The organism is Rhizobium sp. L51/94, assembly GCF_019355555.1.
In the GTDB taxonomy this organism is placed as follows: Bacteria; Pseudomonadota; Alphaproteobacteria; order Rhizobiales; family Rhizobiaceae; genus Rhizobium; species Rhizobium rhododendri.
Genome location: NZ_CP072141.1, coordinates 3,048,396 through 3,069,449, shown reverse-complemented (window position 1 = coordinate 3,069,449; position 21,054 = coordinate 3,048,396). Strand labels below are relative to the sequence as shown.

The 21,054-nt window shown below is 60.7% G+C and carries 21 protein-coding genes; 11 read left to right on the top strand and 10 right to left on the bottom strand.

Annotation, left to right across the window (positions count from 1 at the left end):
* Positions 1 to 67 precede the first annotated feature (67 nt).
* Positions 68 to 2,242: an NAD-dependent DNA ligase LigA gene (ligA, locus tag J5274_RS15040; RefSeq protein ID WP_142823185.1), complete on the top strand. Its 2,175-nt coding sequence runs from the start codon at positions 68 to 70 to the stop codon at positions 2,240 to 2,242.
* 551 nt (positions 2,243 to 2,793) lie between these two features.
* Here ligA and J5274_RS15035 read toward each other — a convergent pair.
* The gene (locus J5274_RS15035; RefSeq protein ID WP_142823184.1) at positions 2,794 to 3,336 is read right to left on the bottom strand and encodes a GNAT family N-acetyltransferase; all 543 of its coding nucleotides are present in this window, start codon (positions 3,334 to 3,336) and stop codon (positions 2,794 to 2,796) included.
* Positions 3,337 to 3,605: 269 nt separating this feature from the next.
* Here J5274_RS15035 and J5274_RS15030 point away from each other — a divergent pair, with 269 nt between their 5' ends.
* Positions 3,606 to 4,196, top strand: a complete 591-nt coding sequence (locus tag J5274_RS15030) for a 3'-5' exonuclease (RefSeq protein WP_142823183.1) — start codon at positions 3,606 to 3,608, stop codon at positions 4,194 to 4,196.
* Positions 4,197 to 4,260: 64 nt separating this feature from the next.
* On the top strand, positions 4,261 to 4,749 hold the full coding sequence (locus J5274_RS15025; RefSeq protein ID WP_142823182.1) for a CreA family protein: 489 nt from the start codon (positions 4,261 to 4,263) through the stop codon (positions 4,747 to 4,749).
* 66 nt (positions 4,750 to 4,815) lie between these two features.
* Here J5274_RS15025 and J5274_RS15020 read toward each other — a convergent pair whose 3' ends face one another.
* Positions 4,816 to 5,280, bottom strand: coding sequence for a chemotaxis protein CheW (locus J5274_RS15020; protein ID WP_111222864.1), 465 nt, complete (start codon positions 5,278 to 5,280; stop codon positions 4,816 to 4,818).
* A gap of 231 nt (positions 5,281 to 5,511) precedes the next feature.
* Here J5274_RS15020 and J5274_RS15015 point away from each other — a divergent pair, with 231 nt between their 5' ends.
* Together J5274_RS15015 and J5274_RS15010 are read left to right on the top strand one after the other, a co-directional pair.
* Positions 5,512 to 6,117 (top strand): SCO family protein, encoded by a 606-nt coding sequence (locus J5274_RS15015; RefSeq protein ID WP_142832208.1) that lies wholly within the window; start codon positions 5,512 to 5,514, stop codon positions 6,115 to 6,117.
* 219 nt (positions 6,118 to 6,336) lie between these two features.
* Positions 6,337 to 7,215: a 50S ribosomal protein L11 methyltransferase gene (locus J5274_RS15010; protein WP_142823180.1), complete on the top strand. Its 879-nt coding sequence runs from the start codon at positions 6,337 to 6,339 to the stop codon at positions 7,213 to 7,215.
* Positions 7,216 to 7,419: 204 nt separating this feature from the next.
* Here J5274_RS15010 and J5274_RS15005 read toward each other — a convergent pair whose 3' ends face one another.
* Complete coding sequence (locus J5274_RS15005; protein WP_162854792.1) at positions 7,420 to 7,584, bottom strand: hypothetical protein; 165 nt, start codon at positions 7,582 to 7,584, stop codon at positions 7,420 to 7,422.
* A gap of 287 nt (positions 7,585 to 7,871) precedes the next feature.
* Here J5274_RS15005 and J5274_RS15000 point away from each other — a divergent pair, with 287 nt between their 5' ends.
* Positions 7,872 to 9,707 (top strand): aminopeptidase P family protein, encoded by a 1,836-nt coding sequence (locus tag J5274_RS15000; protein WP_219274660.1) that lies wholly within the window; start codon positions 7,872 to 7,874, stop codon positions 9,705 to 9,707.
* A gap of 27 nt (positions 9,708 to 9,734) precedes the next feature.
* Here the strand turns inward: J5274_RS15000 and J5274_RS14995 are convergent, their stop codons facing one another.
* Together J5274_RS14995 and J5274_RS14990 are read right to left on the bottom strand one after the other, a co-directional pair.
* Positions 9,735 to 10,046 (bottom strand): AzlD family protein, encoded by a 312-nt coding sequence (locus J5274_RS14995; RefSeq protein ID WP_111222868.1) that lies wholly within the window; start codon positions 10,044 to 10,046, stop codon positions 9,735 to 9,737.
* Positions 10,047 to 10,048: 2 nt separating this feature from the next.
* Complete coding sequence (locus tag J5274_RS14990) at positions 10,049 to 10,771, bottom strand: AzlC family ABC transporter permease (protein ID WP_142823178.1); 723 nt, start codon at positions 10,769 to 10,771, stop codon at positions 10,049 to 10,051.
* Positions 10,772 to 10,896: 125 nt separating this feature from the next.
* Between J5274_RS14990 and J5274_RS14985 the strand changes: the two genes are divergently transcribed.
* On the top strand, positions 10,897 to 11,151 hold the full coding sequence (locus J5274_RS14985) for a DUF2164 domain-containing protein (protein WP_142823177.1): 255 nt from the start codon (positions 10,897 to 10,899) through the stop codon (positions 11,149 to 11,151).
* Positions 11,152 to 11,160: 9 nt separating this feature from the next.
* On the opposite strand, the gene panB is transcribed toward J5274_RS14985, so the two are convergent.
* Positions 11,161 to 11,982 (bottom strand): 3-methyl-2-oxobutanoate hydroxymethyltransferase, encoded by an 822-nt coding sequence (panB, locus tag J5274_RS14980; protein WP_142823176.1) that lies wholly within the window; start codon positions 11,980 to 11,982, stop codon positions 11,161 to 11,163.
* A gap of 1 nt (position 11,983) precedes the next feature.
* A complete protein-coding gene (gene panC / locus J5274_RS14975) occupies positions 11,984 to 12,859 on the bottom strand; it encodes a pantoate--beta-alanine ligase (protein ID WP_142823175.1) in 876 nt (291 codons plus the stop codon).
* Between the two features lie 206 nt (positions 12,860 to 13,065).
* Between panC and J5274_RS14970 the strand changes: the two genes are divergently transcribed.
* The gene (locus J5274_RS14970; RefSeq protein ID WP_224127726.1) at positions 13,066 to 14,448 is read left to right on the top strand and encodes a hypothetical protein; all 1,383 of its coding nucleotides are present in this window, start codon (positions 13,066 to 13,068) and stop codon (positions 14,446 to 14,448) included.
* 7 nt (positions 14,449 to 14,455) lie between these two features.
* On the opposite strand, the gene J5274_RS14965 is transcribed toward J5274_RS14970, so the two are convergent.
* The 3 genes from J5274_RS14965 to fucP all read right to left on the bottom strand — a co-directional run bounded on the left by J5274_RS14965 (position 14,456) and on the right by fucP (position 17,626).
* The gene (locus J5274_RS14965; protein WP_257625646.1) at positions 14,456 to 15,571 is read right to left on the bottom strand and encodes a glycosyltransferase family 1 protein; all 1,116 of its coding nucleotides are present in this window, start codon (positions 15,569 to 15,571) and stop codon (positions 14,456 to 14,458) included.
* Between the two features lie 44 nt (positions 15,572 to 15,615).
* A complete protein-coding gene (pncA, locus tag J5274_RS14960) occupies positions 15,616 to 16,242 on the bottom strand; it encodes a bifunctional nicotinamidase/pyrazinamidase (RefSeq protein ID WP_219274955.1) in 627 nt (208 codons plus the stop codon).
* 106 nt (positions 16,243 to 16,348) lie between these two features.
* Positions 16,349 to 17,626 (bottom strand): L-fucose:H+ symporter permease, encoded by a 1,278-nt coding sequence (fucP, locus tag J5274_RS14955; protein ID WP_142823172.1) that lies wholly within the window; start codon positions 17,624 to 17,626, stop codon positions 16,349 to 16,351.
* A gap of 316 nt (positions 17,627 to 17,942) precedes the next feature.
* On the opposite strand from fucP, the gene J5274_RS14950 reads away from it, so the two are divergent.
* The 3 genes from J5274_RS14950 to J5274_RS14940 all read left to right on the top strand — a co-directional run bounded on the left by J5274_RS14950 (position 17,943) and on the right by J5274_RS14940 (position 20,783).
* Entirely contained in the window at positions 17,943 to 18,440 is a 498-nt protein-coding gene (locus J5274_RS14950; RefSeq protein ID WP_142823171.1) for a GNAT family N-acetyltransferase, read from the top strand.
* Between the two features lie 45 nt (positions 18,441 to 18,485).
* Positions 18,486 to 18,905: an N-acetyltransferase gene (locus J5274_RS14945; RefSeq protein WP_142823170.1), complete on the top strand. Its 420-nt coding sequence runs from the start codon at positions 18,486 to 18,488 to the stop codon at positions 18,903 to 18,905.
* Positions 18,906 to 19,214: 309 nt separating this feature from the next.
* Positions 19,215 to 20,783 (top strand): hypothetical protein, encoded by a 1,569-nt coding sequence (locus J5274_RS14940; protein WP_142823169.1) that lies wholly within the window; start codon positions 19,215 to 19,217, stop codon positions 20,781 to 20,783.
* Positions 20,784 to 21,054 lie beyond the last annotated feature (271 nt).

Here is a 21,054-nt window from a genome sequence, read left to right as displayed (position 1 = left end):
CGCAGGGTATCTTTTCATCGGCTGGAATTGCTCTAGAAAGATCCACTCAAACTGTGGAGTGATATGGATGCCGAGCGAAGCTATGTCCGTCGAGGATCTGACCGAGGCCGATGCAGCCGCCGAACTGGAGCGGCTGGCGAGCCAGATTGCCCACCACGACGCACTCTATCACGGCAAGGATGCACCGGAGATCTCGGATGCCGATTACGACGCACTGAAGCGGCGCAACGATGCGATCGAGGCGCGCTTTCCGGCGCTGGTGCGAATCGACAGTCCTTCCCGCCATGTCGGCGCTGCTCCGTCCGATACATTTGCCCAGATCACCCATGCGCGGCCGATGCTGTCGCTCGACAACACATTTTCGCAAGAAGACGTGCAGGATTTCGTTGCCGGCATCTACCGTTTCCTCGGACGCCTGCCGGACCAGTCGATTGCCTTTACCGCCGAGCCGAAGATCGACGGGCTGTCGATGTCGATCCGCTACGAGAACGGTCGCATGGTGAGTGCCGCGACGCGTGGCGACGGGACGACGGGCGAAAACGTCACTGCCAATATCCGAACCATTAAGGAAATCCCGAACACTCTGCCGAAGGACGCGCCGGATGTCGTCGAGGTGCGCGGCGAGGTCTACATGGCCAAGAGCGACTTCCTGGCGCTGAACGCCCAGATGGCGGCGGAGGGCAAGCAGACCTACGTCAACCCGCGCAACACGGCCGCCGGCTCGCTTCGCCAGCTCGACGCCAAGGTGACGGCCAGCCGCAAGCTGCGCTTCTTTGCCTATGCCTGGGGCGAGATGTCTGAAATGCCGGCGGATACCCAGCTTGGCATGGTGGAGGCTTTCGGGCGTTGGGGCTTTCCGATCAATCCGCTGATGAAGCGGTTGGAATCGGTAGCCGATATTCTCAGCCACTATGACGATATAGGCTTGAAGCGCGCCGATCTCGACTACGATATCGATGGCGTTGTCTACAAGGTCGACGACCTCGCGCTGCAGGCTAGACTCGGCTTCCGCTCGCGCAGCCCCCGCTGGGCGACGGCGCACAAGTTTCCGGCCGAGCAGGCGTTTACGCGACTGACCGCCATCGATATCCAGGTGGGTAGGACAGGCGCCCTGACGCCAGTGGCGCGGCTGGAGCCGATCACTGTCGGCGGTGTGGTTGTCACCAATGCGACGCTGCACAACGAGGACTACATCAAGGGTATCGGCAATGGCGGTGAGGTCTTGCGAGAGGGCCGGGACATCCGGATCGGCGATATCGTCATCGTCCAGCGCGCCGGCGATGTCATTCCGCAGATCGTCGATGTGGTGCTTGAGAAGCGCGATGCCGCAAGTGTCGCCTACGAGTTTCCGAAGGTCTGCCCGGTCTGCGGAAGTCATGCGGTGCGCGAGGTCAACGAGAAGACCGGCAAGCTTGATTCGGTGACGCGCTGCACCGGCGGTTTTGCCTGCCAGGCGCAGGCCAAGGAGCACCTGAAGCACTTCGTTTCGCGCAATGCCTACGATATCGAGGGGCTGGGCGCCAAGCAGATCGATTTCTTTTTCGAAAGCGACGATCCGGCCCTGCAGATCCGCACCGCGCCGGATATCTTTACGCTGGAGGAGCGGCAGAAGGCGTCCTTGACCAAGCTCGAGAATATCGATGGCTTCGGCAAGGTCAGCGTCGGCAAGCTATATGCCGCCATCAACGGGCGGCGTGAGATTGCCTTGCAGCGTTTCATCTATGCACTCGGCATCCGCCACGTCGGCGAGACCAATGCCAAGCTGCTGGCCCGCTCCTATGGCACATATGAGGCCTTCGGAGAGGCTATGCGCGAGGCAGCACCGCTGACGGGAGATGCATGGAACGACCTCAATGCCATCGAGGGTATCGGCGAGGTCGTCGCCCGCGCCATCGTCGAGTTCTACAAGGAGCCGCGCAACAGCGAGGTCATCGAGCGACTGCTGCGCGAGGTGCGCCCGCAGGATGCCGAGCAGCCCAAGGCCTCCGGTAGTCCGGTGGCCGGCAAGACCGTGGTCTTCACAGGCACGCTGGAAAAGATGACGCGCGACGAGGCCAAGGCTAAAGCGGAAAGCCTCGGTGCCAAGGTGGCAGGCTCCGTCTCGAAGAAGACCGACATCGTCGTTGCCGGCCCCGGCGCCGGCTCCAAGCTCGACAAGGCGCGCGAGCTTGGAGTGCAGACGATGGACGAAGACGAGTGGCTGGCGCTGATCGGCCTTGCCGTCGACAGTAGGGTGATTTAGCACCACTACGAGGCATCCGGCTGCCAACGAGTAAGCCAACGCAAGCGGGCTGGACCTGAAGCTCCAGCCCGCTTTGTGTTATTTCTTTTTGAAGTGACAATTGTTCAGAGAAGGAGGGAATGGGTCGCCGCTTTTGACATTCTTATCGTGCTCTGCCCCAGCATATGAGTTATTAGTGTCGTGATACTGTCCGTATAAACCTGTTTCCGAGCATGTTTGGCCCGACCAATGCTTAGACATAGTGTTTCCTTTGCTTGCGTAGCCCTACCTCAGGAAAAGTTGTATTTATCAGCACACATAACTACTTTCAATATATATCTTAAAATTTAAGAATATTAGAAATTGTGAAAAAGAATAGGATATTTGGCATTCGGGAAATTTCCGGAAATCAATCTTCATTTTGTAACTGAGCGCATGGCCATACTACTTGCTCGCGACCCATCTCAATCCGCCATTTTCCAAGCTCGATAAGGCGCGCGAGCTTGGAGTGCAGACGATGGACGAGGACGAGTGGCTGGCGCTGATCGGGTGAGGCAAGGCCGCAGCCTCCATCATCCTTGCTCGCGCAGGCGCGCCATGGTCAGGGCGTCGACGTAAGACCCGGCGCGGAAGGCGAAGTCCTTCAGCCGGCCTTCCTCGATAAATCCGAAACGCTTGTAGAGCGCGATGGCGGCTGCGTTGTCTGCATAGACGGTGAGTTCGACGCGTCGGATGTTCAGCCAGTTGTCGGCGCAATCCAGCAATGCACCGATGAGCGTGCTGCCGATACCGCGACCGGTGTATGCGTCATGGACGCCCATGCCGATGCTGCCGACATGCTGCCTGCGGCCCTCGAACCGCCGCAGGCCTGCGTTTCCAACGATTCTTCCGTCGAGGACGGCAACCAGACGCGGTGATTGCGCCTCCGCTTTAGACAGCCAGCGGCGGGTATCGTCCGTCGTCTGATAGGGCAGGCGCAGCGTGCCTGCGCGAAAGCCGGGCAGGTTGGCGATTGTCGAGATACCCTCGGCATCATCTACTTCGGCCGCGCGGATCAGCAGTCCTTCGGGAGGTGTTTTCGAACGCGATTTGTCAGAACTCGGCGTCTCATTCATGGGGTCTCTCCTTGTTTGACGGAGGAGAGCCGGTTCCCAAACCCTGCTCGCCTCGGGCAGGGTCGTCGGGATGATCGGTCGGGTTTCAGCCCGGCAACACGCCCCCACACCCTGGAAGGGTGGTGGTGATGTGAAGCATGACGTTGTTGAGCGATCCGATCATCCTCCCAGATTTCCTCAGCGTCGGAAGAATGTCAACCTCGCTGCCAAATTGCTTCAAGGCTCAAGCCTCGCTACTACTGTCCGATCAGACGAATCGGACACCACCCGTGAAAACCATCGCCATCGATTTCGAGACTGCCAACGAGCAGCGCGGCAGCGCCTGCTCCGTTGGACTGGCGTGGATCGAGGACGGGCGTGTGGTGCGGGTGGAAGAGCGGCTGATCCGCCCGAAGGACATGCGGTTTTCGGGTTTCAACATCGCCATCCACGGCATCCGGCCGGAGCATGTCGAGGATGCGCCTTCGTTTCCCGAGGTGATGGAGGAGTTCCAGGAGGACTTTCGCGGCGCGACGATGATCGCCCACAATGCGTCCTTCGATTTTAGCGTCTGGCGGGCGAGCCTCGATCACTACCGGCAATCCTATCCGGAGCTATTCTATCTCTGCAGCCTGAAGATGGCGCAGCGGATCTGGCCGCAGCTCCTGTCGCACCGGCTGAATGTGATCGCCGAGCATCTGGCGCTGAGGTTCAAGCATCACAATGCGGCTGAAGACGCGGCCATCTGTGCCTCGGCCGCCATCGAGATGGCGAAGGCGGTGAAGGCCGTCGATGTCGGCGGCATTCCGGCCGCAATCGGCATGACGATCGGCCGCCTGACGTCGCGCGGCTATGAGCCCTGCACCTGCCGCAAGCGCTAACGTCTCTCCTTGCAAAGATCCGCCTGCGACATATCTTCGGCGCTGGATCAACAAGGAGTTTTCCATGCGCCGTTTCGCTCTCGCCGCTGCTTCAATTCTCACGCTCATCGCCGGCACGGCCTCGGCCGAAGTCGTCGGCAAGGTCGGCGTCGACTGGACGGGTAACGACATCCTCATCGATGCCGTTCCGGACCCGGAAATCAGTGGCGTCACCTGCCACGTCACCTATTTCGACCGGGGCGTGATCGACCGTCTGCGCAAGGGTAAGTGGTTCGAGGACCCGTCCAACAATTCCATCGCCTGCCGCCAGACGGGTCCGATCCAGATCAACGATATCAACCTGTCAGAGGGCGGCGAGGAGGTCTACAAGTCCGGCATGTCGCTGATCTGGAAGAAGCTTGTCGTCAACCGGATCTATGACAAGAAGAACGACACGCTGATCTATCTCGCCCATTCGCGCGAACTGACAGACGGCTCGGCGAAGATGTCGATCTCGACCATCCCGCTCTACGGTCAGACGGTGACCTGGACAAAAGGCAAGCCCGCTCCCTGACCCAACCCATACGAAAACGGCCCGACGCTTGCGCATCGGGCCGTTGGATAAACGGGGTAGTCAGGCTTAAGCGGCCTGCGCCAGTTCGTCGGCGATGACGGTGTCGAGGTTGAGGAAGCAGACCATTGTCTTTTCCAGGGCGACGATGCCGCGGCAGAAGGCGCGCTGGGCCTCCGGGATGATTTCCGGTGCCGGCTGCAGGTCTTCGCTCTTGATGGTCATCATGTCCGACACCTGCTCGACGAGCAGGCCGACCAGCTTGCCGGCGATGTCGGTGACGATGATGGCAGAGCGCTCCGACGGCTCGGTCATCTTCATGCCGAGGCGGCAGGACATGTCGATGACGGGGATAACCGCGCCGCGAAGGTTGATGAGACCGAGAACGTAGGGTGGCGTGTGTGGCATCGGCGTCACTGGCGCCCAACCGCGGATTTCGCGGATCGCCATGATGTCGATGCAGAATTCCTGATCGGCAAGGTGAAACGAAACGATTTCCAGGTAGGCACCCGACTGTTTGATGGCGTTCGACATGTGAAGTTCTTTCCGGAGCGTCTGAGCGGAATCATTGAGGTTTGCCGTTGAAAAACATGTTGACCGAGACTGGTTACGATCAGCTTAACGTTGTGCCGATTTCCAAGGTATCGCGCATATTCGATATGGGTGACGGCGTGTTGAATTGCGGTCGGTCGCCCGAAGCGGTATCCCTGCAGCCTCTCAACAGGTACTCCATTGGACGGGCCGCTTTGGCATCGGGAATCGATCATGAAAAAACTGCGTATTGCGATCTGGGTCCTGGTCGCTTTGATGGCCGGCTTCCTCGGGGCAGGGTCGTTCTATTTCACCCGATCGCCTGAATCCGCTGCTGCAGGCGGCCCCTTCGGCGTTCCCTTCACGCTCGTGGCGCAAAATGGCCAGCCAATCACCGAGAAGGCATTCCGCGGCCGGCCGTCGGCGGTCTTCTTCGGCTATACGCATTGCCCGGATGTCTGCCCGACGACGCTCTTCGAAATGGATGGCTGGCTCCAGAAGGTCGATCCGGATGGATCCAAGCTCGGGGCCTATTTCGTCACCGTCGATCCAGAGCGCGACACGCCTGCCATCATGAAAGAATATGTCTCCAACGTTTCGCGCCGCATCACCGGCATTTCCGGGCCGACCGACAAGGTGACCGAGATGGTGCACGGTTTCCGGGTCTATGCGGTCAAGGTGCCGCTCGACGCCAAGGATCCGAATGGCGACTATACGATGGACCATTCGGCATCTGTGTATCTTCTGGACGCAGAGGGCCGGTTTGCAGGAACGATTGCCTACCAGGAAAATCCGGATACGGCCGTCAAGAAGCTGCAGAACCTGATCAACAAGGGCTAGGCGGGGTGCCTGGGCCGGACCTGTCGGTCTGTCGGTTGTACGATCCACGATACGTCAGGTAGGCAAGAGCCGCAGCGCCCGATGAGCTTTGTGACCATGAACCCGCCGGTAATGCGGCTTCCCGTCGTCCGCCGCTTGCTTTTGCGCCATGTCGCGAGGTACGACACCTGCAAACCGCCATCGACCGGCTGGACTGAACGACGATGAGAGACCGAAGCGTTGAATGAGATTCGCCTGTATGTGACGACGACCGAGCGCGATGCCGAGCGGATCCTAGACCTGATGACGCCTGTCTTCGAAGACGAGGAACTGCCGATCGCAACCTCCGAGATCGACGAGAAGAAGGATATCTGGGAAGCCTCGATCTACCTCTATGCGGATCAGGAAGAGGACGTTCGCCCACGGTTCGAGGCGCTGCTGGCCGAGGCCTATCCGGGTCTTGCGATCGACAAGGAAATCATCCCCGACGTCGACTGGATCGCCCGCTCGCTCGACGGCCTGAAGCCGGTGCGCGCCGGCCGCTTTGTCGTCCATGGCTCCCATGATCGCGACAAGATCCGCGCCAGCGAGATCGCTATCGAGATCGACGCCGGTCAGGCCTTCGGCACGGGTCATCACGGGACGACCGCCGGCTGCCTCGAAACCATCGAGACGGTCATGCGCAGCCGACGCGTCCGCAATGCGCTGGATCTCGGCACCGGCAGCGGCGTGCTGGCCATTGCCGTGCGGAAACTAAAGAATATTCCGGTGCTGGCCACCGACATCGATCCCATCGCGGTTCGAGTCGCCCGCGAAAACGTCGTGCGCAACGGCATAGCCTCGGGAATTTCGCTCGAAACCGCTCCCGGATTTCACTCGACGGCCTTTTCCCGGCATGGGCCTTTCGACCTGATCATCGCCAACATCCTTGCGCGGCCGCTGATCCGCATGGCGCCGCAGCTTGCCAACCATCTTGCTCCCGGTGGGTCTGTCATCCTGTCCGGTATCCTTGCCGCCCAGCGTTGGAAGGTGATCGCCGCCTATAACGGCGCCACGCTGCGCCATGTCCGCACCATATGGCGCAACGGCTGGGTTACAATCCATCTCGACCGCGCCTGAGCCTTGACCGGCTCGCGCAGTGATTCCGGCTTTGTTACCAAGTTCTTGAATTTCCTCCAAAATGCAAAAGGCGACACCAGGGGTGTCGCCTTGCAGATCAGTGTTACCTGATCATGTCCGCGAGCAGAGGGGAGGAAATGCTCAAGCGGGCGTCTCGCATTCTCGTCAGTCGTCGGCCGGGAGGAGAAGCCGTATCGACCGATCCTAGAATGCGTAGCTGGTGTTCGTGTTGCGTACGTCGCCGCGGCTTACGCCGATGATCCGGGAAGCTTCGCTATCTGCAACGCGCAGGGCACCGATTACGTGACGGACGGTCCGGCGTTCGCCAGCCTGCATCGGGCTGCTGTATGCGAAACGGGGAGTGTTCATAGTCGTATTCCTTTTGGGTGGGTTGCTTTCAACCCTTCTGATGCACCCCTTATAAACTATCCCGCACTGCAGCACAGATTTAATGCGGCATGGGAGCCATGCGTATACGTCATGGGTATTGTCGTGATTGAGTCATAATCGCTTGATTCTGCCCATCAAATAGGCGCAGTCGTTAACGGGCATTAACAGGCATTAATGCGAGGGCCAGTCTCGCAATGGCGCCGAATTGGGATAACATGCAGGCAACCGCCCAGGGCGGATTCGCTTTGTCAGCATTTGGATGCCCCATGTTCCAGTCTTTTGATGTCACTTCCACACCGCAATTCGGCCGTGAACGCGTTGCGGGGCTCCGAGCCTCGTTTGCAGCTCTCGGGATCGATGCATTTCTGGTGCCACGCGCCGACGAGTTCCAGGGCGAGTATGTGCCCGCCTGCTCGGAGCGACTGGCGTGGTTGAGCGGCTTCACCGGTTCTGCCGGCGTGGCGCTGGTAACACAGTCGAAGGCTGTTGTTTTCGTCGATGGCCGCTACACGACTCAGCTGCTGGAGCAGGTGGATACGACAGTGTTTTCCAGTGGCGATCTTGTCGGCGAACCGCCGCATCAGTGGCTTAAGAAGCACGCCGCCAAGGGACTTCGGCTCGGGATCGACCCGTGGCTGCACACCGGCGCGGAAGTGCGACGGCTGGAAAAGGCGTTGGGCGAGATCGGCGGCACGCTCGTGTTCCTGCCGCACAATCCGCTCGATCGCCTGTGGACCGACCGCCCCGCCGAGCCGCTTGGACCCGTGACCATCCAGACGGTGGAGCAGGCCGGCGTGCTTGCCAGCGAGAAGATCGGCTCTATTGCAAGGCTTCTGGAAGAGAAGAACTGCGCGGCCGTGCTGGTCACCGATCCCTCGTCGATCGCCTGGATCTTTAATATTCGCGGAAATGACGTGCCGCATACACCACATCCGCTCGCCCGGGCGATCATTCATGCCGGCGGCAGGGCAGAGCTGTTTCTCGACAAGCGCAAGACCAATATCGAGGCGGAAGCCTATCTGGCGCAGCTCTGCCAGCAATTTCCCCCGTCCGATCTGATAGAGAGGCTGAATGCCGCTTCCGCCAATGGCGCGCGCGTAATGGTCGACCCGGATCTGGCAGCGCAGGCTCTGACCGACATTATCCGCAGCGCCGGTGGCGAGGTTGTCGAGGGTAACGATCCCGCACGGCTGCCGCGCGCCCGCAAGAATCAGGCCGAGCTGAATGGCTCCGCTGCTGCCCATCTGCAGGATGGTGCGGCGATGGTGACCTTCCTTCATTGGCTGGAGACGCAGAAGCCGGCCACCGTTTCGGAAATCGACGCGGCCCGCAAACTTGAGGCTGTCAGGGCCGAAATCGGCCAGGCGATGCAAAATCCGCTGAAGGACCTGTCATTCGACACGATTTCAGGAGCCGGCGAGCATGGCGCCATTATCCACTACCGGGTGACGACAGAGAGCGACAGGTTGCTGCAGGCTGGCGAACTCTACCTGCTCGACTCGGGCGCTCAATATATCAACGGCACAACCGACATCACCCGTACCGTTGCCGTCGGCACCGTGCCGGAGGAGCAGCGGCAGTTTTTCACGCTGGTTCTGAAAGGCATGATCGGCATCAGCACGGCGCGCTTTCCCGTCGGCACGCGCGGCTGCGATCTCGATCCGCTGGCCCGCATCGCGCTCTGGAAGGCCGGCGCCGACTATGCCCACGGCACCGGCCATGGCGTCGGCTCCTTCCTGTCGGTGCATGAAGGCCCGCAGCGCATTGCCCGTCTCTCGACGCAGGAGCTGCTGCCCGGCATGATCCTCTCCAACGAGCCTGGCTACTACCGTCCCGGCAGCTTCGGCATCCGAATCGAAAACCTGATTTATGTCCGCGATGCGGAGCCGATCGACGGCGGCGATATCGACATGCTGGGTTTCGAGACTCTGACCTTCTGCCCCATCGACCGCAGCCTGATCATCGCGGAATTGCTGACACATGACGAGCTTCACTGGCTGAACGACTATCACGCGCGCACCCGCGAGGCGTTGATGCCGCTTATCCATGACGCCGAGGTGCGCAGCTGGCTGGAGAATGCGACGCTGCCGCTCGGCCACTGAGGCCGAACTTTTCACGCGAAGTCAGGGTCAGGCGCCGATGAACTGGCGCCAGGCCATGACGACGATCCAGCCGGTGACGAGCATTGCGCTGGCCGGCAGATAAAGGCCGACCAATCCTGCGGCTACCAGCGCCACCTTGAGGTCGATGCCGCCGTTGAAGAAGGTGGGGGCCATCAGCGCTGTCAGCACGGCGGCGGGCACGGCGTTGAGGGCGGCCTCCATGCGCGGCGGGATGCGGGTCATTCGGGTGATGAGAACGTAGCCGCCGATGCGCGTCAGGTAGGTTACGCCGGCAGCCGCGAGTATGAGCAACAGCATGTGGGGATCGAATTGCGTCATCGTCACACCTCGTGGTTTTCGACGGCGAGGTCGGGCTTGCGGTTGCTTTTGACCGGCGGCAGGAGGGCCGCCAACGCAACGCCGGCGAGCGCGCCGATGCTGACATGCCAGGGCGAGCCGACATAACGGTAGGCGACGACAGCGGCAACGGCGCTGGCAGCGACGACGGGCAGGAAATTGTCGCGCTTGCGGAAGCCGATGACGATGCCGAGAAAATAGAGCGGCAGCAGCACATCGAGGCCGATCGATCGGGGATCGCCGATCAGGCTGCCGAGCAGGCCGCCGATGAAGCTTGCGAATACCCAAGGAATGTAGACCATCAGGGCAAGGCCGATATACCAGGAAAAGCTCACCTGCTTGCCGGCTTCGCCGCGCTTCACCGTCTCGGCAAACTGTGGATCGACGAGCAGGAAGAAGGTCAGGGCCTTCTGGATGCCGTTGAAGTGCCTGATGTAGCGGGCAATCGCCGCCGAATAGAGGATATGGCGAAAGTTGACCGCCAGGATCGACAGGACGATCAGCCAGGCGGCGACGTCGTGACCGAAGAGATCGAGGCCGACCAGCTGGCTGGCACCGGCATAGACGATGCCGCTCATCAATGTCAGTTCGCCGAGCGAAAGGCCGTGGCCTTGGGCGATGGCGCCAAACAGGGCGCCGAAGGGTGTGGAGGCAAGGCCGACGAGGATACCGCCGCGCAGTCCCTCCTGAAAGTCCGCGCGATTCATCTCAAGCCCTGCGTTATTTCCGGTTGCGGGCTTCCCTGTAAGGCGAGGGGCTGGCAGCGGCAACTGAATTTCCTTGATCGATGGATCGATTTCGCTGAACCTTGCGGCGCGCAAGGAGGGCACAGATGAAGAAGATCGTTCTACCCAAGGAGGAGAAGGCCGCTGCCGTCACGCGTATCCGCCAATATTTCGCCGACGAGCTCGACCAGACCATCGGTGTGCTGCCGGCCGAATTCCTGCTGGAGTTTTTCGCCAACGATATCGGCGCATTCTTCTACAACCAGGGTCTAAGCGACGCCCATGCGGCGCTGACGAAGCAGATGGAGGATTTCGGCGAGGCGATCTATCTGCTCGAGCGGGAACGCAATGACGGGACCTGATGTATTGAGTCAGCCTTTCGGCTGAAACGTATGTTCCGGCCCGGGAAACGACCGCGCCTTCACGTCTTCCGCATAGGCTGCGGCGGCTTCCGAGATCAGCGGCGCGAGATTGGCGAAGTGCTTGACGAAGCGCGGTTTGAAATCGCTGAACAGGCCGAGCATGTCGTCGGACACGAGCACTTGGCCGTCGCAGGCAGGCGAGGCGCCGATACCGATGGTGGGAATCGACAGGCTCGCGGTGATCTCGCGAGCCAGCGGCTCAACCGTGCCTTCGATAACGATGGCAAAGGCGCCAGCCTCTCCGATGGCGGCGGCATCGTCACGTATCTTGTCCGATTCCTTGTCCGAACGACCAAGTGCGCGGTATCCGCCGTTGGTGTTGACCAACTGCGGCATCAGGCCGACATGGCCGAACACGGGAATGCCGCGTGCGGTGAGGAAGGCGACGGTCTCGGCCATTTCCCGTCCGCCCTCGAGCTTGACGCCGTCGCAGCCGGTTTCCTTCATGATGCGGGCAGCGGTCAGGAATGCCTGTTCCTTCGAGGCCTGGTAGGTGCCGAAGGGCAGGTCGACGATGACGCAGGCGTGGGCTACGCCGCGCATCACGGCTTGGCCGTGGGCGATCATCATCTCCTGCGTCACGCCGACCGTGGTCGGCAGGCCGTAGAGCACCATGCCGAGCGAATCGCCGACCAGCAGCATGTCGCAGTGAGGATCGAGCAGACGCGCCATCGGCGTCGTGTAGGCCGTGAGCGCTACGACAGGGCGCGTGCCCTTCATCGCTTTGATGCGGGCTGGTGTGATGCGCTTGGCGGAGGTCGTGGCACTCATGTCAGGCGGCCTTTTCGCTACGGGCGTTGATTTGACCGATGACGCGGTTGTCAAGCAGCCGGGTTGTTCCGATCCGCACGAAGAGGGCGACGAGGATCGGGCCTTCGCCGGTGGCCGCCAAGGGTTTCAGAGTTTGCGGATCGCGCACGGCGACCACTTCGGGCGTGGCGAGCGGCTCGCGCGCGATGAAGTCGGTGAGGGCACTTTCCAGCGCTGCGGGATCCCGGACGCCCGCCGCGTAGAGGCGTTCGGCTTCTGCGAGCGCTTGCGGCACGATGACGGCAGCGGCGCGCTCATCGGCGGTGAGGTAGCTATTGCGCGATGACAGCGCCAGACCATCGACATCGCGCACCGTCGGGACAGCGACGACGGTCACCGGCTGCGCCAAATCCTCCACCATGCGGCGGATCAGGGTTACCTGCTGGAAATCCTTCTCGCCGAAATAGGCCTTGTCGGGCTGGACGATGTTGAAGAGCTTGGTCACGACGGTGGCGACGCCGGCAAAGTGGCCGGGACGCACAGAGCCCTCGAGTTCGGTGCCGAGGGCCGGCACGTCGACGACGGCTTCCATCGGTCTTGGATACATGTCTGAAGGCGTCGGGGCGAAGAGATAATCGACCCCGGCCTTGCGCAGCATGGCGCTGTCACGCTCGAAATCGCGGGGATATTTCTCCAGGTCCTCGCCGGCGGCAAACTGCAGCGGATTGACGAAGATCGAGGTGACGACGATATCGTTTTCGCTCCGCGCCCGGCGAACGAGTTCCAGGTGTCCGGCATGCAGATAGCCCATGGTCGGCACGAGGCCGATGCGTCGTCCGGCGCGCAGATGCGGCATAAGCCTGGCGCGCATCTCCGCAATGGTGCTGGTCACATCCATAGATCACTCTCCCCACGCAGGGCGAAACCGAAGTCCCGCGAGCCGGCCATGCATCCCATCCACGAAACGGCAGGCTCTCCTAGCGCGCCGCGCTGCCAAACGCAATTCGGCGCTTCGCCCGGAACCTGCGCTGCCAACCACGGAATGAGCGGCGACTTAGCATTTTCGTCAGCTTTTTGCGGTTATGTCGTCGGATGGCGAAGATCGTGGCTTTGGCGGCATATTTCTATCAGGCGGCGGTGGCATTCGGGCTGCTGATCGTCGTCGCCCACTGGCTGTCGCCTGCGGATTATTCTGCCTATTCGCTGTTTATCTCCATCAGCCAGTTTGCCGCGATCCTCTGTTTCGAATGGATACGCTTTGCCTGCAGCCGGTTCTATCCCGGCCAGACGGGGAGCGAGCCAACAGAACGGCGCGCGTTGAAAGTCGAGTTTGCCACTTGCGCGCTTATCTGTGTGGTCGCGGCTGCGGGGTCGATCCTGTTTGCCGTGCCTGTCGGCGTGGCGCTGGTTGGCGGTCTTGTGGCGATCTTTCAAGGCGCGAGCGACCTGCACCTGACGATGTTGCGCTTCCGCCAGGAATTTCGCACCTTTTCGAGGCTTCAGGGATCGCGCGCCACAATCCTCGCCGTGGGCACGCTCAGCGGCGCGCTGTTGGCCCCGACCTTCATGGCGGCGGTCGGTGGGCTGCTGGCCGGCTATGTGGTCTATACGCTGCTGGCGGTGGCGCTGACCCGCCGCGTCTCACCGGAGCGGGCAAGCTTCGACGCTGCCGTTGTCCGAAAGCACTTCATCTACGGTAGCGTCGCTGCCGGCGCCTCGGTCGTCGGCCTGCTTGCGCCGCTCGGCCTGAAGGCGATCCTGACGGCGGTGCTTGGGCCTACGGCTGCTGCCGGGGCGCTGCTGGCGCTCGATCTGCTGCAGCGGCCCTTCGTGCTCATCGTCTCGGCGCTGCAGGCGATCCAATACCCCGATGTCGTGGCACTTTACGATCGGGACGGCGAAACCAGCGCTTTCAAGGCGCAACTCGGCGCCTATTACTCGCTGCTGACCGGCTTTACGCTGATGACGGCTGCCGGCATTTTTGCCCTTCTGCAACCCATCGGCCTATTCGTTATCGCGCCTGCTCTCCGGGACGGTTTCATGAGTGCTGCACCCTTCGTCGTCGGCCTGGCGCTTTGCCGGGCGCTGACGCTCAACATGCTGCCGACACCTGCGCATCTTCGGCACAGGTTGCTGTCGATTTTCCTGCTATCGGCCGTCGATTGCCTGTTGCTGAACGGCGGGACGCTGGCAACTTCAGCAATGCTTGGCGATGCAAGCGGGCCGTTGATGGCGGGCGGCATGGTCGGTGCACTTTTGGCCATGGTGGTTGGGTTGAAGGTGCTGGTGACGCTGCCGTTCGAGTTCGTCTGGCAGCCAGTGGCTTTTGCGGCAGTGGGGCTTGCCATCCCGGTCGTGGCCACTGCCGGCTACGGGCAAGCGCTCTGGTCCTCGGTGGCTGTCGGCGTGGTCGGCGGCGGCGTCTTTTGCCTCGCCGGGTTGTACAGCTATTTCAGGCGGCTGTTTAGCGCGGCGGCAACCTCCTAGTCATGGCTTACAGGGCGGCCAGCATCTCGAGGATGCGGCCGGCGCTTGTATCCCAGGAAAAACGACCGACATTGATCCGGCCGGCATCCTGCAAAGACTGGCGCAGGGATGGCTCGTCGCAGATGCGGCGCATCGCTTCGGTCAGTTCTTCCTGTCTGGTCGGATCGAAATAGAGGGCGGCCGTGCCGCAGGCTTCGCGCACAGCCGGGATATCTGCCGCGAGGACCGGGCAGGCTTGCGTCATGGCCTCCAGCGGCGGAATGCCGAAGCCTTCGTAGAGGCTCGGGAAGACGAAGGCGGTCGCATGGCGTTCCAATGCCACGATCTCGGCATCGGTCAGCCTGCCGGGATATAGGATGCTACCGGTCGAGGCCGCGTCCTTCGATTTGAAAACGCTCGGCGCACTGCCGCCGACCACGACCAGTTTCTGGCTGGTGTTGCAAAGGGCTTCGAAGGCGCGGATGGCAAACTCCAGGTTCTTGTTGGGCTTCATGGTGCCGACCAGCAGGAAGAAGCCGTTCGTGGAGAGGCCGAGCCGGTCGATGATCCCGGTATCCGGCGCAATGGCGGCAAAATGATCGACCGCGTTGTAAACGACATCAATACCGGCGGCCGGCACCTTGAAGACAGAGGCGAGTTCGCGGCGGGAAAATTCCGAGACGGTGCCGATCTTCGCCGTCCGCGTCAGGGCAAAGCCGAGAGCGGCGTGCAGCAGCCGATAGCTGCGTTTGAATGAGCCCGGATGGCGGAAGATCGTCACGTCATGAATGACAACCGCCTGGCGCCGGTGCAGCAGCGGGCCGCTGCCGCCGAAGCCCAGCAATCGGCCTTTGCGGGCATGAGCGTAAAGCGCCGTCTGTTCCCACAGGTGCCCGGGCCCCGCGCCGAATGCATCGACGCCGATGGCCTGAAGATCGAGGTCAACGGCGGTACCAGCGGGGACGGCGAGACGCCAGTTAACCTCTTTAAGGGCATCTGGCACGGTGCCGGCTGCGATCCTTGCATCCAGCGCCAGTGTCAGTTCCCTTGCGAAGCGTTGCACGCCCGAAAGGGGCTGCGTCAGAAAGCGGCCGTTGATGGTGATGGTTTGCACGGCAATGGCCCCATGGCGTTTCCGCCACATTCGGCGATCTTCGTGAAGGAAGGTTTAGCGCCTCCGCCGATCGCTCAGGCGTTGAGCGCCTCGGCGCTGTCGATGATCGCCACGCCGCGCACGCGCATTTCGTCGATGGCGGCTTTTACGCCGGCAGGGTCGATGCCGCGGCTGGCGTCCTCGATGAAGCGCACCCTGACGCTCGGCAGCATCTCGACGGCATCGATGGCGGAGAACTTGACGCAGTAATCGGTGGCGAGGCCGCAAAGATCGAGTTCCGTGACCTGTCGCTCGCGCAGATAGTCGGCGAGGCCGGTCAGGGCCGCCTGATCGTTGTCGCGGAATGCGGAGTAGCTGTCGACTTCAGGGTTCTGGCCCTTCTGCCGGATGAAATCGATGGCGCCGGCGTGGAGGTCGGGATGGAGGGCGGCGTCCGGGGTATCCTGGACGCAATGGTCCGGCCACATCATCTGCGGCTTGCCGGAGAGCATGCCCATGTCGAAAGGGTTCTTGCCGAGATGGGAGGAGGCAAAGCTGCCATGGCCTTCGGGGTGCCAGTCCTGCGAGGCGACGACAAGGTCGTACTTGCCGCTGTCGATCAATCTGTTGGCGACGGGCACGATCTCGTCGCCCTCTCGAACGGCGAGGTTTCCGCCCGGGCAGAAGCCGGTCTGGATATCGATCAGCAGCAGGGCCTTCATCGTCACGTCCTTCCATCCATGTCTTGGTGCACGATGCCAAGACGGCACGGAAGGATCAAGTGTTTTGCGCCCCGCACAGGGTGCGAGGCGCAATGGGTTCAGGGTCTCAGCGCAGCTTGTGACCCTTGATGCCGTAGAATGCGATGTAGATGTAGCAGAGCACGGGCATCAGGAAGGCGAGGTGGATGCCAATGGTATCGGCAAGACCGCCCTGAATGACCGGCAGGATGGCGCCGCCGACGATGGCAAGGCAGAGGATGCCGGAGCCCTGGCTGGTGTATTTGCCGAGGCCTTCGAGCGCCAGGCTGAAGATCGTCGGGAACATGATCGAGTTGAACAGCCCGACCAGCAGCACGGCCCACATGGCGACATGTCCGGTAGTAAGCACGGTGATGAGCAGCAGGATGGCAGCGAGAGCGGCGTTGAATGCCAGAGCCTTGCCGTCATCGACGTAGCGCATGGCTACGGCGCCGATAAAGCGACCGATCATGGCGCCACCCCAGAAATAGGCGACGTAGTGGGCAGCATCCGATTCCGACAGGCCGCCAATGTCGGGCTGGCTGAAGAAGTTGACGAGGAAGCTGCCGATGCTGACTTCAGCGCCAACATAGAGGAAGATGCCGACGGCGCCGAGGACGAGATGGCGATACTGCCAGGCCGATCCGGTATCGCCGGGCTTGTTGACGGTTTCATCGCCCTGGACGTTCGGCAGCTTTAGCGCGGCAAAGACGGCTGCCAGCACCAGAAACGCGATGGCAAGGATCATGTAGGGGAATTTGACCGTGCTGGCTTCAGCCAGATGGATGGCGTCGAGCTGTTCCGGCGTCGCGGTGCTGAGATCGGCTGTTGCCGCCGAGAGGATCAGGAAGGCGCCAAAGATCGGCGCGATGGTGGTGCCGAGCGAATTGAAGGCCTGGGTCAGCGTCAGGCGGGCAGCAGCCGTTTCGGGCTTGCCGAGGACGGTGACATAGGGGTTGGCGGCAACCTGCAGAACGGTGACGCCGGCGGCGAGCACGAAGAGTGCGCCGAGGAACAATGCGTAGATGCGGTAGCTGGCGGCGGGGATGAACAGCGCGCATCCGATAGCGGCAATGACGAGGCCGACGACGATGCCCCATTTGTAGCTGATGCGCTTGACCAGAGCGCCGGCCGGCAGCGAGACGATGAAGTAGGCGCCGAAGAAGCAGAGCTGGATGAGCATCGATTGCGTATAGTTCAGCTGAAAGACGTTTTTCAGGTGCGGAACCAGAATATCATTCAGGCAGGTGATGAAGCCCCACATGAAAAAGAGAGAGGTGAGCGCAATAAGCGCAAATTGATAATTCTGTCCCGCCGGCGCCTTGGCACCTTCGGAGACAGCGCTGTTTGTTGTTATACCAGCCACTTTATTGATCCTCAAAACTGTTGTCGCCGCGCCTGAAACGTTTCAGGCCCTGCCGGGCGGCAGATTGGCAGCGGCCCGCTGAAAATCCGCAAAAGAGCGCGGGAGGCAGGGCCGTAGGCGACGATATAAAGCAGTCAGCGACAATTGGTAGCACCGCAGCATTGTGTTTTTTGCAGTGCAGCATAGCGTCAGGATTGAGGCTTGGGGGTGTCGAACCGGTGGCGGCTGATGGTAATTCAGCGGCAGAGTAGGGTACTGAAACTGCGCTAAGTTGTTGCTTCTTGGCCGTTTTTCTGTTGTCTACTACAAGCGTCAGATGATCATAAGACCCGAAAATACCAGCGACATTCAGCCAATCCGCGTGCTCGTCACCAGCGCATTCGACGGCGCTCCTCACAGCGACGGAACGGAAGGCGCTATTGTTGAAGGTCTTAGAGCCGGAGGCGCTTTAACGGTGTCGCTGGTGGCAGAAAAGGATGGAGAGATTGTCGGCCATGTCGCCTTTTCTCCGGTCGAAATCCATGGCCAAGCCGTCAACTGGTACGGGCTCGGGCCGGTCGCCGTGCGACCCGACAAGCAGCGACAGGGCATCGGAGCGAGGCTTATCGAAGCTGGACTTTACCAGATAAAAACCCATGGCGCGGCTGGATGTGTCGTCCTCGGCGACCCCGGCTACTATGCCCGCTTCGGGTTCAAGGCTGACCCCGCTTTGCACTTTCCCGGAGTCCCGGTGGAATATTTCCAAAGACTCGACTTCGGAGATGACACGCGACAAGGCGTTGTCGTTTATCACAGGGCGTTCTACGGAACCTGACCGCTGCCTGCGGGAATGTTCCTAGCTGAACGACAGGAGAATGACATGTCTGGCCTTGACCTCGAGCTTGTCATCCAGCCTAGCGATGACGATTACAACGCAATTCGCCAACCGCTGATCGACTACAATGCTTCAAAGGTGGATGGGCCCTGGGGCCCGCTCGCAATCCTGCTGCGCGACGAGGCTGGCACGGTGCGGGGTGGTCTATGGGCGAGCTACAGCTACGACTGGCTTTTCGTGGAACTGCTCGTGGTCCCCGAAGCCTTTCGTGGCCAAGGCCTTGGTGCCAGGATGCTGCAACAGGCGGAAGGCTGGGCCAGAGAGCGAGGCTGCGTTGGCGTCTGGCTGGATACGTTCAGCTTTCAGGCGCCAGGCTTCTACGAGAAGCAAGGCTATACCGTCTTCAGCGTGCTCGATCACTACCCCCGACAAACGCAGCGCTTTTTCTTGTGCAAGATGCTGTGATTTTTTCTCGAGGACTGCGGATCAGCTTCTATGGATATGCAAGGTGGTGACACCGTCGGCCGGTCATAATGCTGCACCTTGACAATTATCCGGTACCTTACCATCGCTAGCTTTATCGCAAAGGTCGCGTGTCTGCTTCGCTTGGAGCGGCCACGGCTGCTTCGGTGAGTGTGTTGCAGCGATCAGTTGAACCAACCGCAAATTGCAGTCATTCTGTCCCCACCCTGACCTTGTCATGCTGAACAAGCACCTTATTTGGTGCCTCTGAAGGTGCGATGAGCAGACAGGCTGGATGGGGGGACATCGATAATGCGCGTTGCAAAAAGGTTGCCTCTCCGGAAGTATCGTCTCCTGATTGCCCTCCTTTTTGCAAACATATTATCGTTTTTCTGCGTAACGCAGTTCGCCAACGCAGGCATTTTTGACGCCTTTGGCAGCAGGGCCGTCTTCTGCCAGCCTAAAGATCGACAATGTGTCCTCGATGTAGCACTCGACATAGCGATCAAGGATTTCAGCAGCCGCGATCCGATTGCCGAAGCCGCTCCACATGCAACGCGGGCCGGCAGGCTTTATGCGCTTGTTCCGCCAGATCAGTGGCAGGCGGTTCGGCAACGCTGGCAGGCGGCGGGAGCAGATGAGGCTTTCTTCGCCACTCTAGACAAGACCAGCTGGCCTCTCCTTCCATCGGACTGGCTGACTGCTGACCTCCTTGAGGAAGCTTTGGACAGCCAAGAGGGGCCTGATAGGACGAACTTTGCCGACTTCGTTGAGTTCGCCTTTCCCGTTTTGCTTAAGAAAGAACGCGCGGCTACGCTTTCTCTTTGGGACGAGCACGTAGAGATGCTCTGGAACGATGCGTTCGATACCGTCACGCTGGTTTTCGACTGGATGGCAAATAATGATGTGGATGCGCTGGAGCGTTATGCCAGCCGCTATAATTTTCCGCAGTCCGCGACTTATGATCCGAGGGAGGGGCTGAGCCGGGCCGCTGCACGTTTCTGTGATAACGGCAATCATGAGCCAGGGGAGCGCATCCTCGCACTGCTTGAGAAGGAGAAGCAGGGCTGGAAGCTGGAGAGAGAGAAACAGGCGATAGACTGGTCTCGGCAGACCACTGGTGTGCTTGCTTGCCGAGGCGAGCAGGCTGCGCTTGACCTTGTTGATCCTGTCCTGGCGCAGATGCAGACGGATGTGCGCGAGGCCAAAGAAAAATACAAGAACCCGCAGGAACAGGCCTTCGTTGTTGGCGTGATCCGCAGCGAAGTTGCAGAGGGTCTGATACAACCGCTTGCGTTGCACTTCGAAGAGGCCGGTCAACACGATCAGGCGGTGAAGGTGTTCGCCCGACTGCCTGTACAGCAGTCAGCGATGATGCTCAGCGACATTGCTGAAAAGGGCATTTATGGCATGGAGTTCCTTCAGCAGTCGTTTGCCGAATTTATGGAGGTTCACCGTGAAGATGCCTTCTACGATACCGACAGAAGCAAGGCACTGACTTGGTATCTCGAAAAATATGATGGCAGCGAGGCGGGGCCGGGCCTCGAACGTGAGGCCGAGGCGATCGACATGGCTGGCGAGATCTGGCCCAACCCTGTAGCGCGGCAGGCCGCTGAAAAGGCACTAAAGACGCTTGCCGATAGGGCTAATGAAGATCGTCGGGCGAAGCAGAGCGCGCTTGATCGAGCACGCCTAAGGTTGGGGGCGTTCGAAAAACGCAGGCGGGGTTGCGAGATCCCTGACACCGCGCTCACGGAAATGCTTGCCAATGCTGGCGGCTATGATTTTGCTGAGCAGCGCAGCGAGATGTTGATCGACTACCTGAGCTATCTGGATACAGACAAGAACGGCGAAAGCCGCGGGGATTGCATTATTCATTAAGGCGGCGGCGCAATTAAGACGCAGCGATCACGCCCAGCCCTCAGGTGCCGTGTCGTCCTACATTTTGCCACACCGCTTCAATATTAGGTCCTGATTGCGCCAGATCGTTGGATATCGTATCCCGGATATATCGTCGAGATCTTGGATTACCTAAGGCTAACGGCGAAGCAGGACGGTTTGCGGAATTCGTTGGACGCAGAGCTAAATAGCTATTCTTCGAATTCGTAAAATGTCCCCAACGGGCCGACATCCGCCACGGGGTTACTCGCCA

What these genes read in the sequence shown, in the direction of transcription:
- ligA (WP_142823185.1), top strand. Translation starts at nt 68, where the DNA reads ATGCCGAGCGAAGCTATGTCCGTCGAGGATCTGACCGAGGCCGATGCA.
- J5274_RS15035 (WP_142823184.1), bottom strand. Translation starts at nt 3,336, where the DNA reads ATGAATGAGACGCCGAGTTCTGACAAATCGCGTTCGAAAACACCTCCC.
- J5274_RS15025 (WP_142823182.1), top strand. Translation starts at nt 4,261, where the DNA reads ATGCGCCGTTTCGCTCTCGCCGCTGCTTCAATTCTCACGCTCATCGCC.
- J5274_RS15020 (WP_111222864.1), bottom strand. Translation starts at nt 5,280, where the DNA reads ATGTCGAACGCCATCAAACAGTCGGGTGCCTACCTGGAAATCGTTTCG.
- J5274_RS15015 (WP_142832208.1), top strand. Translation starts at nt 5,512, where the DNA reads ATGAAAAAACTGCGTATTGCGATCTGGGTCCTGGTCGCTTTGATGGCC.
- J5274_RS15005 (WP_162854792.1), bottom strand. Translation starts at nt 7,584, where the DNA reads ATGAACACTCCCCGTTTCGCATACAGCAGCCCGATGCAGGCTGGCGAA.
- J5274_RS15000 (WP_219274660.1), top strand. Translation starts at nt 7,872, where the DNA reads ATGTTCCAGTCTTTTGATGTCACTTCCACACCGCAATTCGGCCGTGAA.
- J5274_RS14995 (WP_111222868.1), bottom strand. Translation starts at nt 10,046, where the DNA reads ATGACGCAATTCGATCCCCACATGCTGTTGCTCATACTCGCGGCTGCC.
- J5274_RS14990 (WP_142823178.1), bottom strand. Translation starts at nt 10,771, where the DNA reads ATGAATCGCGCGGACTTTCAGGAGGGACTGCGCGGCGGTATCCTCGTC.
- J5274_RS14985 (WP_142823177.1), top strand. Translation starts at nt 10,897, where the DNA reads ATGAAGAAGATCGTTCTACCCAAGGAGGAGAAGGCCGCTGCCGTCACG.
- panB (WP_142823176.1), bottom strand. Translation starts at nt 11,982, where the DNA reads ATGAGTGCCACGACCTCCGCCAAGCGCATCACACCAGCCCGCATCAAA.
- panC (WP_142823175.1), bottom strand. Translation starts at nt 12,859, where the DNA reads ATGGATGTGACCAGCACCATTGCGGAGATGCGCGCCAGGCTTATGCCG.
- J5274_RS14965 (WP_257625646.1), bottom strand. Translation starts at nt 15,571, where the DNA reads ATGTGGCGGAAACGCCATGGGGCCATTGCCGTGCAAACCATCACCATC.
- pncA (WP_219274955.1), bottom strand. Translation starts at nt 16,242, where the DNA reads ATGAAGGCCCTGCTGCTGATCGATATCCAGACCGGCTTCTGCCCGGGC.
- J5274_RS14950 (WP_142823171.1), top strand. Translation starts at nt 17,943, where the DNA reads ATGATCATAAGACCCGAAAATACCAGCGACATTCAGCCAATCCGCGTG.
- J5274_RS14945 (WP_142823170.1), top strand. Translation starts at nt 18,486, where the DNA reads ATGTCTGGCCTTGACCTCGAGCTTGTCATCCAGCCTAGCGATGACGAT.
- J5274_RS14940 (WP_142823169.1), top strand. Translation starts at nt 19,215, where the DNA reads ATGCGCGTTGCAAAAAGGTTGCCTCTCCGGAAGTATCGTCTCCTGATT.